Raw genomic sequence first — 15680 nt, 5'->3', positions numbered from 1 at the left:
GACCGGGCCTCGCTGCGCATCCGCCGGGCGCGGCCCGGCGCTACCGCTTCCGGTCAGCCGGAGATGGCAAGGCGCTCCTGGTGGTAACGGCGCACCGCGGCAAACCACAGGATCGCGGCCAGGCCGAGGCTGGCGCCCAGGTAGACCGCCCAGATGGTCGGGGTGATCACTTCATGGCGGATCACCTTAAGCAGCATCTGGTTCTGCGACAGGAACGGCACGGCGTACTGCCACAGCTGGCTCTTCACCGGGTAGGCCATCAGCGCATAGCCCGGCAGCATCGGCAGCAGCACCAGCCAGGTCATGTGGCTCTGGGCTTCCTTCATGCTCTTGGCCGCGGCCGACAGGTAGGTCAGCAGCGAGGTGCCGATCAGCAGCATCGGCAGCATCACCAGCAGCATCTGCACCATCGAGAGGATGTTCATGTTGAGCTGGCGACTGACGTTGCCGGAGGCGAACTGGGCACTGACCTTGAACGCGACCAGTGTCAGCAGCAGCGATACGAACCCGACCACGCAGGCGGCGCCGATCTTGCCGCTGACGATCGCGCTGCGCGAGCCGGGGGTGGCCAGCAGCGGCTCCAGCGATTGCCGTTCGCGCTCGCCGGCGGTGGTGTCCATCACCAGATAGGCGCCGCCGATGAACGAGGTCAGGGTCAGCAGCACCGGCAGCAGCATCGACAGCATCATGCCGCGCTTGGCTTCGGTGCTGGCCATGTCCTGCGTGGCCACATCCAGTGGCCGCGCAACCTGCGCATCGACGCCGCGGGCCATCAGGCGCAGGGCGCCCACCTGCCCGTTGTAGGTGGACAGCGCCGCCTGCAGGCGTGCCGCGGGCACCTCGGCAGCACGGCGCGTGCTGTCACGGATCACCTCCACCAGGGCCGGCTTGCCATCGGCCCAGTCCTTGCCGAAATCCGCGCTGATGCGCAGTGCCACGTCGATGTCCTGGGCGCGGATCGCTTCGGCCAGGTCCTTCGGTGCCGCGGTCGCGTTCAGGCCCTGCGCGCCGAGGAAGCGGACCAGGTTCGGGGCGTGCTCGGCGCCGATGGTGGGAATGTCCAGCGGCTGTTCGATCTGGGTGCGGAAGCGGCTTTCCGACAGCTTGCCCATGCCCAGGATCAGCAGCGGGTACAGCAGCGGGCCGAACAGCAGGGTCAGCGCCAGCGTGCGGCGGTCGCGCGAGAGGTCGCGCAGTTCCTTGCGCATCACCGTCATCAGGGTCGACATCATGCTCATGCGTGCAGGCCCTCTTCGCTGCCGATCAGTTTCACGAACGCGTCTTCCAGGTTGGTTTCGCCGGCCTGCGCGCGCAGTTCATCGGCACTGCCGGCTGCCATCACGGTGCCCTTGGCGATGATGACGATGTGGTCACACAGCGCGCCCACCTCCTGCATGATGTGGCTGGACAGGATCACGCAGCGCCCTTCCTCGCGCAGGCCCAGCAGGAACCGGCGCAGCGCGCGGGTGGTCATCACGTCCAGGCCGTTGGTGGGTTCATCGAGGATGACGTTGCGCGGGTCGTGCACCAGCGCGCGGGCGATGGCGGTCTTGGTGCGCTGGCCCTGCGAGAAGCCATCGGTCTGGCGGTCGAGGATGTCGGCCATGTCCAGGGCGTGCGAGAGCACTTCGATGCGCTCGCGGATGCGCTGCGCCGACAGGCCGTGCAGTTCGCCGAAGTAGGTGATGTTCTCGCGCGCGGTCAGGCGCTTGTACACGCCCCGCGCGTCAGGCAGCACGCCCAGGTGGCGGCGCACCTCCACCGGATCACGCGCGGCATCGATGCCATCGACGGTGATGCTGCCCTGGTCGGGCGTCATCAGGGTGTACAGCATGCGCATGGTGGTGGTCTTGCCGGCGCCGTTGGGGCCGAGCAGGCCGGTGATGCGGCCATCGGCGGCCTGGAAGCCAACGTTGGCCACCGCCTGGACGCGACCGGTGCGGGTGTCGAAGGCCTTGTGCAGGTTGTCGGCGACGATCATGGGGTCCATCCGTTGAACGAGGTGAACGCCGGCACGTGGCTCAGCGTGTCCAGGCAGCGGGCATCGAGCGCCTTGGCATCCTGGGTATCAATGAACTGGCCCAGCAGGCGCGGCATGCAGCCGGCAGTGAGGGTGCCGTGGCCCTGGCCGCGTGCGACCAGCGCGCGACCGTTGGGCAGGCCCTTGAGCACCTGTTCGGCGTAGCGCGGCGGGGTAACCGGATCCAGCTCGCCGGACAGCAGCAACACCGGCAGGTCGCTCTTCAGCGGCGTGGTGAGCGTGGCAGCGGCCGGCTGGTGCGGCCACACCGGGCAGGCGGCGAAGAACGCGCGCGCCGCTTCCGGGCCGAACAGGGCGTCGTCGCTTTCCGGCGGCGCCTGGTAGCGCGGCGCATCCTCGCTGCAGATGACCGACCACTGCATGCCACGGTTGATCTGGAAATCCATGCTGCGGGTGGCACCGCGGGCGAGCGAGGCCAGCGGCGCATAGCGGCCCTGCGCGGCTTCATCCAGCACCAGCGGCAGCAGCGAGGAGTACTCGGGCACGTAGGAGAACGCGAAGGCCAGGCCGACCACGCTGTCCGGGCTCAGCACGTCCTGGCGCGGTGCGTTGGTGCCGGGGTCGCGGTAATCGACGGTGACCGGGGAGCTGCGCAGGGTTGCGGCCACTGCGCGCAGCTGTTCGCGGGTATCGACCGGGAAGCGCTTGCTGCAGGCGGCATCCTTGCGGCATTGCGCCGACTGCAGGGTGATGGCGTTGTCGAAGGTGTTGGCGAACTCGCCACCCACCACCAGGTCGTTGGGCACGACGCCGTCGATGACCAGGCTGCGGGTGTGCTGCGGGTAGGCAATGGCGTAACGCTGGGCGACGCGCGTGCCGTAGGAACCCCCGACCAGATTGAGCTTGTCCGCACCCAGCGCCTGGCGCACCGCGTCCAGATCGGCGATGGCCTCGGCGGTGGTGTAGAAGCGCGCATCGGCGCGCCCCTGCAGCGATGCCGCACACTGCTGCGCGTAATCGCGCATCAGCGCTTCGGTTGGCGCTGCATCTTCGTCCATCTTCAGCGGCTTGCCGTCCGCGCCCAGGCAACTGAGCGGGTTGGAACCGCCGGTGCCACGCTGGTCGATCAGGAAGACATCGCGCTGCTTGCGCACCTGGCGCAGCGCGGTATCGACGATGACCGCCACTTCGCTGGCCGCCTGGCCGGGGCCACCGGCGAGGAAGAACACCGGATCGGGCTGGCCATTGCCGCTGTCATCCGATTCCAGCCAGGCAATGCGCAGGTCGATCTTGCGGCCCTCGGGATGGGCGCGGTCTTCGGGCACCTGCAGGGTGCCGCACTGGGCTTCGACGTTCGCGCTGGCGCCGACCGTGGTCAGCGTGCACGGACGGAACTCGATCGCCCCGTAGCGCTGGCTCGGGGTGTCATTGCCGTCGGCGGCACCGGGGGCCGTTGCACTGCAGCCGGCAAGCATCGCGCCGGCAAACAGCAGGCCGGCCGATCGCCTGGCCAGTCGGAAAGGGTGTTTTTGCATCGTGCTTGATTCCCCTGGAGGACGTTCCTGTCAACCACGACGCGGCGCCGTGGCAGATGTGACCAACTCTGCGAACAAACTTACACGGCCCCGGCGCTGGCGGCGATGGGCAACCGCGCTAGGCCATTGCAGCCGCCGCCACCAGCCGGTCGCGGCCTTCGGCTTTTGCCCGGTACAGCGCGCTGTCGGCACGGGCGATCAGGCCGGCCAAGTCAGTGTGGCCGTCATCCATGGCCAGGCCGATGCTGGCGGTGACCGCCACCGGACCGGTACCCAGCGGCGCGGGCCGTTGCTGCAGTGCATGACGGATGACCGTGGCCAGGCGCTCCGCTTCGCCGGCGCTACCGGGCAGCAGCAACAGGAATTCCTCGCCGCCATAGCGGCTGAGCAGGTGCACGTGGCCGCGCGCGCAGTGCTCCAGCACGCCGGTGAAATGCTGCAGCACCTGGTCACCGGCCAGATGCCCCCAGCGGTCATTGATGGCCTTGAAGTGATCCACGTCCAGCAGCAGCACTGCCAGAGGGCGCTGCTGGCGACGCACCTGCTGCAACTGGTCGGACCCATCGGCCAGCACCGCGCTGCGGTTGAGCAGGCCGGTGAGGCCATCGGTGCGGGCGGCGCGGCGCAGGTCCACCAGCAGGCGTTCCAGCAGCAGCAGGACCAGCGCGAAGCAGCGCGCCAGTTCCAGCATCACCCCGGCCAGGTAGGTCAGGAACATCGGCGAGCCCGCCCGCATGATGTCTCCGCCCGCGTCGGCATCGGCCGGCAGGAACAGGCGCACGATGTAGACCAGCACTTCGGCCAGGAACACGGCGGCGGCCAGGCGGCAGCTGATGCGCTGCGCCGGTGGTGCGTGGCGCAGCAGCAGCGCGGCGATCCAGCCATTGATGACGATCGCGAACACGCTGAACACGTGCAGGCGCACGTCCAGGCTGGGCCATGGCACCAGGAACAGGAAGATGCCGGCCATGAACGCGCCGGCCAGGCCCAGTGCGCGCCACAGCGGCATCGGCTGGCCCAGGTGCAGGGCCATGCCGCGCAGCATCAGCACGCTTGAGGCCGCCATGGCCGCATTGCCACCGAGGATGGCCGGTACCTGCGGCAACCAGGGGCGCAGCCCCATCAGGATCACGCCCAGGGTGAGCAGCCACAGGCTGGCCGTCCACAGGCGCAGCACCGGCTGCCCACGCAGCACCACCAGCAGCAGCGAGAAGCCCGTGGCGATGCCGATGCACAGCAGCAGGCCAAGTACGCCGATGGTGGGAAGGTCCAGGGACATGCGGTCCGTGCGTGCCAGATGATGCCCGCATCCTATCGCGTTCCAGCCAGTGCGCCATGACAACGGCGCGCTACCAGCAGGCGCGATCCACCGGCAGGCGCAGGCCCGTGTGGTCCATGCTCAGCGTGCCGCAGGCGTGGTCGGCCTGTTCGCTCAGCGGCTCGGCTGTCACGGTGTACCCGCTGGCGGCGACATTCACCCGCAGCTGGTAGGCCGTGAGCTCTGCGGCGCACTGCGCCTGTGGGGCGCCCTGGTAGTCCAGTACGCGCGTGTAATGCCGTTCGAGCACGCTGGCCTGGCTGGCAATGCAGGTCTGGGCCTGCACGCGGTGGGTTTTGACCACGTGCTGGCGGTAGGAGGGCACGGCGATCGCGCTGAGGATGGCGATGATCGCGCAGGCAATGATGACTTCCATCAGGGTGAACCCCTTCATCGACGGGCTGCCCATGTCACGGACTCCCGCCATCAAGCAGCCGCAGTTCGCGCCAGCTCACCCGGCGTACGCGGTTGCCGATGGGATGGGTGACCACCCCATGCATGCTGCCATCCTCGCCCACGCCACCCAGCCAATCGCCCAGGAAGCCGGGTGCGTTGGGGCCCTGCTCGACCAGGAAGCCGGACGAGGGTGCAGGCTGGCCGTTTTCGTCGAACAGATCGCCAGCGTTGCCGACGGTACCGTTGCCGTCCATGTCGAAGAAGCTGCCGCCCAGCCGGCCACCGGTGAACGGGTCCAAAGCCATGTAGTAGCCCGATCCGGTGGGATTGCACGGGTTGCTGGCGTCGGGGATGCGCGTGGTACCCAGCAGCACCCGGCCACGGAACTGGCCCGGCAGCACCATGCGTTCGCCACGGGCGCCGATGCCCGGCGAGACCAGGTCCATCACCCATCCGTCCTTGCCCGGTGCATCCAGTGCGTCGACCACGCGACCGTTGCGGGTTTCGGCGGTGATGCGCACCGTGGCCAGGCCACTGCGCCCGGCGATCACCTGCCCCCGGTCGCGCAGGCCGTACCACGACTGCACGGCCTGCCTGCCCAGGTCGGCCACTTCCAGCAGCGCACCGGTGCCGACAAACACCCAGGTTTCGGCGGTGTCCGGATTGCGCGCGACCAGTGGCGCCGCCGTGATCGGTTGCGGCACCGCCCCTGCTGCCGCGCTGAACAGCCGTGTGCTGCGCCCGGCCACGAGATCCACCCGATGGACGCCGCCCTGGCGGTCGCCCACATACGCCGTTTCAGCGAAGCCATCACGGTCGGCGTCCCACGGGCGCACGGCGGCAGCGCCACGGCCGCGCGCGTCCAGCAGCACGCTCTTCACTTCGCCCGTGGCCAGGCCGATGCTGAGCAGGCGTGAACTGCCATCCTTGGCATCCACGCCATTGCCCAGCAGCACGCGCCAATCGCCATCGGCGACCTGGGCCACCATCGGCTTGCCCAGTACCCGGCCCAGGCCGGGAACATCGGCGGCGCTGCGTTCCCACAACAGGTCGGGACGCTCCGGATCGGTGATGTCCAACGCAAAGATGCCGGCACCGCCGCGCCCCAGCGTGCCCACCAGCACGGTCCGCCAGGCACCACCGAGGTAGGCGTCCGCCACGGTCAGCTCGCCATCGACGCTGTAGTGGTGTTCGTAGCCTTCGCGGGTGTAATCACGCAGATGGGCGTTGATGGCCGCCGCCGGCATGAAGCCGAACCGCTCGACACCGTTGGCTGCATCGAACCCATGCAGCATGCCGTCGTTGGCGCTCACATAGATCATGGCGCGGCGTGAGGCCTGCGCCTCCGCGAAGGCACCATAGCGGTCGGCCCCCTGGAAGCGCCGTTGCGCATGCAGCCGTGGGTTGGGCGCACCGGCATGGACCGGCGATGAATTGACGATGTCGCCCAGTGCACTGGCACGCAGCCGCAGCCCGGACGTGCCTTCATGGGCCCGGTCACCGGCCAGGTAGTCCAGCACCTCCGGGCTGCCCAGCGTGGTCTTCGCACTCTGTTCCAGCGCGGACCACTGCAGTGGCAGCATGCGGCCGCCGCGGCTGGTGTACAGCGCGCGCGAACGCCAATCGCGGGCATCCAGCTGCGCCGCCGCGCTCCACGCGGGCGCACCTGCCGACGGCACCCCGGTAGCGGGGTCGATGGCATGGGCCAGCAGATCCCCGCTCCAGCTGCCGGTGCGGTAGGACGCGGAGAACACGCGGCCATCGGCATCGAGCGCACCGCCATTGCTGGCCAGCGCCGAACCCGAGCCCGGCTTAGGCTGGGTGATCATGCCGAAGGCTTCTTCCAGGCTGGTGACCATGCGCGCCGCATCCGCTGCGGCAAAGAACGTGCGCGGCCGCCGCTCGCGGGCATCACCGTTGACCAGATCCCTGCCGTTCCACCACCACGCGTCGGCCAGCGGTGGCGCGGCGGGATTGAACGGATCGAAGCCTTCGGGCACGTGGAAGCCGCCGTACTTGGTGGCAAGGACATACTGGTTGCGGTTGATCTTGTAGTCGCGCTGGTCGAGCACATCCACCCAGTAGGTGCGCATCGTCTGCAGGCCTGGAAGCCCGTTGGGCGCTGCATCGGGCCGCAGGTCGGTGGTGTTGGCCAGGTAGGCCAGCGCGGCGATATAGGCGGAATTGAAGGAGCCGAGCTGTCCGTTGTACTGGGGCGCCTTTGCAAGCGACTCGGCTTCTGCCGATGAGAACCCCTCCATCCGCCACACCTGGGTCATCGCCCGGACGACATCGTAGGAGGTATCACCGGCGACCGCGGCAGGCTTCGACCATCCTTCGCCATTGCCGGGCGTCGGGCCGGGCAGATTCTTGTCGAACCAGGTGTTGGTATCGCCGATTCCGAGCAGGGTGTTGCCCTGGCAGGCATACGTCATCGGATCATCCCACTGCTGGATCACGGGAAAGCCATCGGCCTGGCGGTAGCGCGTCTGCGGGTCACTGTGCAGGGCGCTGAATTCGGCGACATTGCCAATGCCGCGCACATAGCGCGTGGCGGCGTAGTACAGCTCGCTGACGTTGTCGTACATCTTGGGCGGGCGGCCGGTGTTCATCTGCCCGAAGCGGTTGATGTAGTTGATGACGCCGCTGTCGGCCACGCCTGCGCCGGTTGCCGCTGCATCGGCCGGGTCCGGGTTCCGAAGCTGTACGCCGGTTTTCGCATCCCATTCCGCATGGGGGTTGATGATTGCCGGCTTGATCGGATCGGGCTGCAACGGACCTATGAACTTCTGCCGGGCACGCAGCACGCCGCCATCCGGCGCCGGCTCGCTGCCGCCATAGGGATTGGAACCGCCATTGTTGATGTAGCTCAGCACCGAATAGCGCAGCTCGCCGCTGTAGCGCTGCAGCAGACCTTCCGGCTTGGCGCCGCTGGCGTAGGCCACGCAGTTGGCTTCCAGCCCGACGCTGGGCACGCAGACCTTGACCCGGACGCTCAGCTCGTAGATCTCCGCTTCGTCGCCCGCTGCGCCGTTGGCAGAGGGCTGGAGCCGGTGCGCGGGGTTGGACGGATCGTAGGGAATGGCCGTGCTCGCCGCTTCGATGTCTCCCGTCGAGGTGAAGTACAGCCGGGCACCGAGGCCATCGACCCGGGTGCGCAAGCTCGGCCAGTGCGCTGGCGTGGCACCGTGGACCAGAGCTGGATCAGCTGCGTTGCCGGCGGGAATGCGCGTGGTCGGAAAGAAGCCATGGCCGCCGTTCATGCTGAAATCGGCCTTTTCCAGCCAGGTTTCCCCCGGCAGGTCGCGCACGCGGTAGCCACCGGTGAGCGCCTTGCGGAACGGATCGATGGTCTGCGTGGTGGCCCAGTTCAGATAGTGGCCATCCCAGTGCTGCCCCGCGCAGATGCCACCACCGCGCAGTGACACAGGTGCGAAGTGGCGATCGGCTTCATTGGCGGCATATACGTAGCGGTAGCACTTGTTGGAATCGAAGTAGCCGTCGTAGGACGCCGCGCGGCGGTAGGCTTCGAAATTGGCGGCACTGATGAGCGTGGGGAATTCGACCGAGGCGACCAGCACCAGGTTGCCCGGCACCTTGATCTCCGATGACAGGGGCGCCTGCGCGACCTGCGCACCGGCAGGCGGCGCCCCCATCGCACCGGCCAGACCTGCACACAGCCCCAGCGACACGGCACGCGGGGAGAACAACGGTGACATACCCATCTATGGAACCTCACTCACGAACGATGGTGGCCTGCAGCAGGACCTGCGAGCGGTCCGGTGCGGCCAGCGGATCAGAACCGCGTGCAACGACGCGATAGAACTCGGCTTCGACACGGCCGGGGTCCTGGCCGTAGTTCGGCTCGTCTTCCAGCCCCATCTCGACCTGGGTCTCGCGCCGCCCCAGGTATTGCACGGTGAACGCGGGTGGGCCGGCACCGAGCCCGTCGGGCTGCAGGTCTGCCGCTTCGATCCATTCCCGCGCGGGCGCCGCCACCCCACCCAGCGCCGGATGCGGCAGGCAGAGCGGATCGGCTGCACTGGCCTGCGGCGAGCAGTCCCGCCCCGGTGGCACGCCTTCTGCGAGGGCGGCGGCCACTGCCCGCTCGGCCTCCTTCAGCGCGTGCTCCGCATTCTGTACGGCCATCGCGCGGTCACGGACTCCGGAGGTCATGCGTTCCTGCAGCAGGCTGGTGCGCAGGCTCACCACCAGCAGCAGCGACACCAGCAGCAGGATGACCAGCACCGCGAAGAGGGCAACGCCGCGCTGCCGCGTGAGGGGTCGCCTGTTCATGGCAGCCGGTTCCGCAGGGTGAAGGTCTGCTGGAAGCGGCGCACGATGCGCGCTTCCGTAGCGGGGCCAGTGGAGGTTTCCAGCTGCAGCTGCACATCGACCGCGCGCACCTGGCCCCACTGGGAGGCGGGGATCTTCTCGCCGGGCAGATAGTCGGCCTGTCCGGCGAGCAGATAGCGCAGCGAGAACCGGGTGACACCACTGGCGACAACGCCACCGCCGACCACGGCGCCATCAACCAGCTGCTGGCGGTACAGCGAGGCCACGCCCTGGTCATCATTGCCCACGAACCAGCGCACCTGCTGCGGCAGCCCGAAGGCCGTGTCCGCGCCGAACCGGTGGAGCGAGGCGCGCGCTGGCGTTCCGGTCGGGCATGCGTCGCCGGTCGCAAAGTAGCCCACGCAGTTCGCCGGCGCAGCGTGCCCGATGGCCGCACCGGTGGCCGTTACCCGCATCAGCACGGTGCGGCTGAAGTCACAGAGCAGCAGCGGTGAACCGAGGTCGGGCAGGTCCTTGCCGGTGACGGCCACGGGCGCGTCGGAGGCCGGGTGCTCGCGCACGCCCAGGGCCAGCGGCGTCACCGTCCACACCTGCAGTGCCGGCATCCCGGGCAGGCGCTCCCCCAGCGCCGTGCCCGTGCCGAGCACCGGATCGACCAGGCCGGCGCCTGCGGCAGCCGCCAGGCCGACCAGGGGCTCATCGAAGCTCCTCCAGAACGGCCGCTGGCGGTCGGCAAGCAGGCTGTCCACGGCGTGGCGCTGGTCGCAGAGCCGGTCTCCAGCGCCACGGATGTCATGGCCGATCAGCGCCATGGCCAGGCGGCCGGCCTCCTGCACGCGGGCCACGCCCAGGGTGTCCTGCGTGCCCCGCAGCGAGCCGAGGTAGAAGTGCAGGCAGGCCCCCAGCACCAGCAGGCCCAGGATCATGGCCACCAGCAGCTCGACCAGGGTCAGGCCACGCGCGTGACGTGCGTTCATGGCGCGACCCCGAGCACCAGGCGCGAACGCTGCGGGCCTTCCCCGCCCGCAGCGCGGCTGTCATCCCAGTGCACCACCACCTGGCAGACGCCCTCCTTGCAGGCGACGCTGCCGCAGGCACCGGCCTGGGCCCCCATGCCCGCCGCCAGTGCCGCCATCCAGCGTCCGAGATCCTGCTGGGCGAGATCACCCGTGGGTGGGGCATCGCCAACGCATCGGTCGCCGACGGTGCTGTAACGGCCCTCGATCATCGCCACCCGATTGGCACGCATGGCGTCGGCCAGGCTGGCACTGGCCTGTACGGCGAGGGTGGCGTTCAACGAGCCCTGCGTGCGGCGCAACGCACTGGCGTGCGCCATGGCGGCGGCCAATCCGCCGACAGCCAGCAGCAGTACCGCCACCAGCACCTCGATCAGGCTGGACCCCGCCTGCCTGCCTCGCGGCCGCGCCGCACGGGACACCCGGCGCTTCATCGGCATTCCCCCACCGTGCTGGGCGGCAGGCGCAGCTGCACCCCACCCAGGGCTTCCAGCGCAAGCTGGTGGCTGGCACGCGTACTGCACAGCGTCAGCGTGCCGTCCTGCAGCCGGCTGCCCGCCTGATGGAACCTGCCGTCCGCCCGGAACTGGATGCCGGAGGCAAACAGGCCCACCGTCTGCACGGACACCGCGGGGGGGACGTGGCCCCGGCGCAGGATTTCCCCGGCACTGCTGCGGACGATCCACTGCTGCCAGTGGCCACCATCGCAGTCGAGGCCGCCCACCGACCCGCAGACCTGGACAGGGCCGTTCCGGCGTACCGATTCCTGCCGCGCATACTGCATCGCGACGAACAGGTCGTTGGCGGCGGCGGTCACCTGGTTGCGCGCGATCACTCTGGACTGCGCGGGCAGCGCAACCGCTGCCAGGATGCCCAGCACCGCCAGGGTGACCAGCAGTTCCAGCAGGGTGAAGCCCGGTGCGAGGGCGCGGCGCAATGGGGTCGAGGGCATGGCTGCCACGTGGAGGACGGTGGGAAGTTGCATCCACCTTGGGCACGCCGGCCCCTCCAGCGCTATTCCACGATTTGTATTCTGCAGCGGGCCCAGCGCGCTGCAGCGGGCTCAACCAGCCGCATACGCCTGCGGCTGGGCGCATCCAGGCACCTCACCGCTTCGCTGCCGGGCCGGTGGAAAACGCGGGCCACCGCGGGTGGGCCATGCGCACACGGTCAGCCGCATGGCCGAAAGCGACAGGACGGGTCGGCATCCCGGTCCGGGCCCTGATGCAGGGCCCGCGCGCCGGCATTACTTGCTGCTGACGTACTTCTCGCGGCGGATCTGCGGGTTGCCCAGCCCGGCATCCTTCAGGGCTTCGGCGCAGGCATCGACCATGTCCGGGTTGCCGCACAGGTAGGCGATGTCGGTGGCCGGGTCCGGGGCGAAGCCGGCCAGGGCCTGCTGCACGTAGCCGTGCTGCACGTCCGGGTGCGGGTCGGCCGGCAGTTCGCGCGACAGGCACGGCACATAACGGAAGTTCGGGTGCTTTTCGGCGAAGCTGTAGAAATCTTCGCTGTACAGCAGCTCGCCCGGGCTGCGTGCGCCCTGCAGCAGGACGACCTGCACGCCGCGCTCGGCCATGGCCGTTTCCAGCAGCGGCAGCATCGACCGGTACGGGGTGACGCCGGTGCCGGTGGCGATCAGCAGGTAGCGGGCATTGTGGTCGCCGGGGTTCAGGCAGAAGCGGCCGTAGGGGCCGGACGCACTGACCTGGCCACCGAGGTCCAGCGCCTCGAACAGTGCCGTGGCGGCGCCGCCGGGCACGAAGCTGACGGCGATGTCCACCGCCTCGCCTGGGCCCAGCGCGTGGTCGTGGATGGTCGCCAGCGAGTAGCTGCGCTTGGTTTCGGTGCCATCGGCGTAGCTGAAATGGACCTGGATGAACTGGCCGGGCTGGAAATCCAGCGGCTGGCCGTCATCACGCACGAACTGGTAGTGGCCGACGGTGGGCGCCAGCATGCGGCGGCCGACCAGCTTGATGGGGAATTGGACAGGCACGACTTTTCGGGACAGTGTGTAGCCGGGGCAAGCCCTCGGGGTCTTCTATAATAGCCCCTCCCCGCCCCTCTCCAGCGCCAGCCCATGGGCGCGAAGGCTTCGAGCTTGGCTTCCCTGAACGATACGGCGCCCGCCCTGCGCGTGCGCGACCTGCGCAAGACCTATGACAACGGCACCCAGGCCCTGAAAGGGGTTTCCCTGGAGGTCGCCCCGGGCGATTTCTTCGCCCTGCTCGGCCCCAACGGCGCCGGCAAGTCCACCCTGATCGGCATCATCAGCTCCCTGGTCAACCTCAGCGAGGGCCAGGTGGAAGTGTTCGGCAGCGACCTGGTGCGCAACCGCAGCGCCACCATGCGCCTGATCGGCCTGGTGCCGCAGGAAATCAACTTCAACCTGTTCGAGAAGCCCTTCGACATCCTGGTCAACTACGCCGGTTTCTACGGCGTGGCCCGCGAGGAAGCGGAGCAGCGCGCCGAAGAGGAACTCAAGCGTGCGCACCTGTGGGAAAAGGCGCAGGTGATGAGCCGCACCCTGTCGGGTGGCATGAAGCGCCGCCTGATGATCGCCCGCGCGATGATGACCCGCCCGCGCCTGCTGATCCTCGACGAGCCGACCGCCGGCGTGGACATCGAGATCCGCCGCGACATGTGGCGGGTGCTGAAGGAGATCAATGCCGCCGGCACCACGATCATCCTCACCACCCACTACCTGGAAGAAGCCGAGTACCTGTGCCGCCACCTGGCCATCATCAACCATGGCCAGATCGTCGAGCAGGGGCCGATGCGCACCCTGCTGGCCAAGCTGGACGTGGAAGGCTTCCTGCTGGACATCGACGGTGAACTGCCCGCGCAGCTGCCGGTGATCGAAGGCGCCACCCTCACTGCGCCGGACGCGCACACCCTGGACATCGACATGCCGCGCGCGATGGACCTCAACCGCGTGTTCGCCACGCTGAACGAGGCTGGCATCCGCGTGCGTTCGATGCGTACCAAGAGCAACCGCCTGGAGGAACTGTTCGTGCGCCTCACCGGCAACCAGGAGAAAACCGCATGAGCGGCACCCCTAACACGCCCGCGGCACCGATCACCGACGGCCAGCGCAACCGCATCGCCCTGATGACCATCGTGCGCCGCGAAGTGGCGCGCATCCTGCGCATCTGGGGCCAGACCCTGGTGCCGCCGGCGATCACCATGACCCTGTACTTCCTCATCTTCGGCGGCCTGATCGGCTCGCGCGTGGGTGACATGGGCGGCTACAGCTACATGCAGTTCATCGTGCCGGGCCTGGTGATGATGAGCGTGATCCAGAACAGCTACGGCAACATCAGCTCCTCGTTCTTCGGCGCCAAGTTCGGCCGCCACGTGGAAGAGCTGCTGGTCAGCCCGATGCCGAACTGGGTGATCCTGTGGGGCTACGTGGCCGGTGCGGTGCTGCGCGGCCTGATGGTGGGCGTGATCGTGCTGATCATCGCCATGTTCTTCACCCCGGTGCGCATCCCGCACCCGCTGGTGACGCTGACCACGGTGATCCTGGGCGCGACGATCTTCTCGCTGGCCGGCTTCATCAATGCGGTGTACGCCAAGAAGTTCGATGACGTGGCGATCGTGCCGACCTTCATCCTGACCCCGCTGACCTACCTGGGCGGCGTGTTCTATTCGGTGAAGCTGCTGCCGACCTGGGCCGAGGCGGCCACCCACGCCAACCCGATCTTCTACATGGTCAATGCGTTCCGCTATGGCCTGCTGGGCAGCAGCGACGTGCCGGTGTGGGTTGCCTATGCGCTGATGCTCGGCTTCGTGGTGGTGCTGACGGCGCTGGCGCTGTGGCTGCTGCGGCGTGGCGTGGGCATGCGCAGCTGAGGGTTGCCTGCAGGGCCTGCGGCCCTGCACCCGCTGCAAGCCAGAGCAACGTCAACGTCAAAAGCTGGGTGTCCGTGGGTTGGCGAGGTGGGTCCGGTTGAGGGGGACGCCGTAAACCCATCCTTGGGGGCTTGGTCGCGCCATCCATGGCGCTCACACCCCCTCAACCGGACCCACCCCGCCTTCGACGGTTGGCCGGTGGCCAGTAGATCCACGCCATGCGTGGATGAGGCGTAAACCTGTAGAGCCGGGCCAATGCCCGGCTCTTTTTCTGCCTGCGATCTCCGGCACAATCGGGGGTCGAACACTCCCCCAGAAAACGGTGAACGTGCAATGCGCATCCTGATTCTCGGCGCCGGTGGTACCGGCGGTTACTTTGGCGGCCGCCTGGCCCAGGCCGGCGTGGACGTGACCTTCCTGGTCCGCCCCACCCGCGCCAGCCAGCTCGACCGTGACGGTCTGGTCATCCGCAGCCCCGTCGGCGATGCCAGCTTCCCGGTGCAGCACGTCACTGCCGACGCCCTGCCCGCGCTTGCGGCGCAGCAGCCGTTCGACCTAGTCATCCTCAGCTGCAAGGCCTACGACCTGGACAGCTCGATTGACGCGATCGCACCGGCGGTGGGCGCCCACACCAGCGTGCTGCCCATCCTCAACGGCCTGCACCACTACGGCGCACTGGATGCCCGCTTCGGCCGCGAGGCCGTTCTTGGCGGCCTGTGCTTCATCAGCGCCACCAAGGCGCCCGATGGCGCGGTGCTGCACCTGGGCAAGCCCGCCAAGCTGACCTTCGGCGAGCGCGACGGTGGTGCGATCTCAGACCGCGTGCGTGCCTTCGCTGCTGCCTGCGCGCAGGCCAACCTGGACCACCTGGCCAGCGCGCAGATCGGCCAGGAACAGTGGATCAAGTACACCTTCCTGACCGCGCTGGCCGCGGCCACCTGCCTGCTGCGCGCGGATATCGGCACGATCGTCGCCACCGATGACGGCGACGCCATCGTGCGCGGCCTGTACGACGAATGCCTGGCTGTGGCCGAAGCGGCCGGCGAACCGGTGCCGCAGGCCGCGCAGGACACCGCGCGCGGCACCCTCACCCAGGCCGGCTCCGCCCTGAAGGCCTCGATGCTGCGTGACCTGGAAGCCGGCCAGCAGGTGGAAGCGGCGCACATCGTCGGCGACATGCTGGCGCGCGCACGCACGGCCGACCAGGAGGGCCTGCTGCTGCAGGTCGCCTACAGCAGCCTGCAGGCCTACCAGGCGCAGCGCAGCGCGTGATGGCCGCCGTG

General features: G+C 68.7%; 14 protein-coding genes. 3 read left to right on the top strand and 11 right to left on the bottom strand.

Going from position 1 to position 15680, the window contains the following annotated elements:
• Positions 1-53: 53 nt before the first annotated feature.
• The 11 genes from AC3WL7_RS03970 to AC3WL7_RS03920 all read right to left on the bottom strand — a co-directional run bounded on the left by AC3WL7_RS03970 (position 54) and on the right by AC3WL7_RS03920 (position 12538).
• Positions 54-1238, bottom strand: coding sequence for an ABC transporter permease (locus AC3WL7_RS03970; protein ID WP_492749414.1), 1185 nt, complete (start codon positions 1236-1238; stop codon positions 54-56).
• Complete coding sequence (locus tag AC3WL7_RS03965; RefSeq protein WP_079224154.1) at positions 1235-1981, bottom strand: ABC transporter ATP-binding protein; 747 nt, start codon at positions 1979-1981, stop codon at positions 1235-1237. Before AC3WL7_RS03965 ends, AC3WL7_RS03970 begins: the two co-directional genes overlap by 4 nt.
• On the bottom strand, positions 1978-3516 hold the full coding sequence (locus tag AC3WL7_RS03960; protein WP_492749413.1) for an alpha/beta hydrolase: 1539 nt from the start codon (positions 3514-3516) through the stop codon (positions 1978-1980). Before AC3WL7_RS03960 ends, AC3WL7_RS03965 begins: the two co-directional genes overlap by 4 nt.
• A gap of 118 nt (positions 3517-3634) precedes the next feature.
• Positions 3635-4795, bottom strand: coding sequence for a GGDEF domain-containing protein (locus tag AC3WL7_RS03955; protein ID WP_492749412.1), 1161 nt, complete (start codon positions 4793-4795; stop codon positions 3635-3637).
• 70 nt (positions 4796-4865) lie between these two features.
• On the bottom strand, positions 4866-5243 hold the full coding sequence (locus AC3WL7_RS03950; protein ID WP_313420309.1) for a type IV pilin protein: 378 nt from the start codon (positions 5241-5243) through the stop codon (positions 4866-4868).
• Between the two features lies 1 nt (position 5244).
• On the bottom strand, positions 5245-8955 hold the full coding sequence (locus AC3WL7_RS03945; protein WP_492749410.1) for a pilus assembly protein: 3711 nt from the start codon (positions 8953-8955) through the stop codon (positions 5245-5247).
• Positions 8956-8965: 10 nt separating this feature from the next.
• Entirely contained in the window at positions 8966-9526 is a 561-nt protein-coding gene (locus AC3WL7_RS03940; RefSeq protein ID WP_313420312.1) for a pilus assembly PilX family protein, read from the bottom strand.
• A complete protein-coding gene (locus AC3WL7_RS03935; RefSeq protein WP_492749409.1) occupies positions 9523-10503 on the bottom strand; it encodes a PilW family protein in 981 nt (326 codons plus the stop codon). Before AC3WL7_RS03935 ends, AC3WL7_RS03940 begins: the two co-directional genes overlap by 4 nt.
• Complete coding sequence (locus tag AC3WL7_RS03930) at positions 10500-10982, bottom strand: prepilin-type N-terminal cleavage/methylation domain-containing protein (protein WP_492749408.1); 483 nt, start codon at positions 10980-10982, stop codon at positions 10500-10502. Before AC3WL7_RS03930 ends, AC3WL7_RS03935 begins: the two co-directional genes overlap by 4 nt.
• Positions 10973-11494 (bottom strand): GspH/FimT family pseudopilin, encoded by a 522-nt coding sequence (locus AC3WL7_RS03925; protein ID WP_492749407.1) that lies wholly within the window; start codon positions 11492-11494, stop codon positions 10973-10975. The genes AC3WL7_RS03930 and AC3WL7_RS03925 overlap by 10 nt, the downstream gene beginning before the upstream one ends.
• A 294-nt stretch (positions 11495-11788) precedes the next feature.
• A complete protein-coding gene (locus tag AC3WL7_RS03920; RefSeq protein ID WP_079224168.1) occupies positions 11789-12538 on the bottom strand; it encodes a ferredoxin--NADP reductase in 750 nt (249 codons plus the stop codon).
• Positions 12539-12622: 84 nt separating this feature from the next.
• Between AC3WL7_RS03920 and AC3WL7_RS03915 the strand changes: the two genes are divergently transcribed.
• From AC3WL7_RS03915 to panE, 3 genes are all read left to right on the top strand, one after another.
• The gene (locus AC3WL7_RS03915) at positions 12623-13591 is read left to right on the top strand and encodes an ABC transporter ATP-binding protein (protein WP_079224169.1); all 969 of its coding nucleotides are present in this window, start codon (positions 12623-12625) and stop codon (positions 13589-13591) included.
• Positions 13588-14397 carry an ABC transporter permease gene (locus AC3WL7_RS03910; RefSeq protein ID WP_079224171.1) on the top strand — a complete coding sequence of 270 codons (810 nt, stop codon included), beginning with the start codon at positions 13588-13590 and terminating at the stop codon, positions 14395-14397. Before AC3WL7_RS03915 ends, AC3WL7_RS03910 begins: the two co-directional genes overlap by 4 nt.
• A 333-nt stretch (positions 14398-14730) precedes the next feature.
• Positions 14731-15669 carry a 2-dehydropantoate 2-reductase gene (panE, locus tag AC3WL7_RS03905; RefSeq protein WP_492749406.1) on the top strand — a complete coding sequence of 313 codons (939 nt, stop codon included), beginning with the start codon at positions 14731-14733 and terminating at the stop codon, positions 15667-15669.
• The last annotated feature ends 11 nt before the right edge of the window (positions 15670-15680 follow it).

Source organism: Stenotrophomonas sp. FW305-3-2-15-E-LB1 (assembly GCF_058787375.1).
The sequence above is the reverse complement of the archived record's forward strand: the minus strand, read 5'-3'. Positions and strand labels throughout refer to the sequence as shown.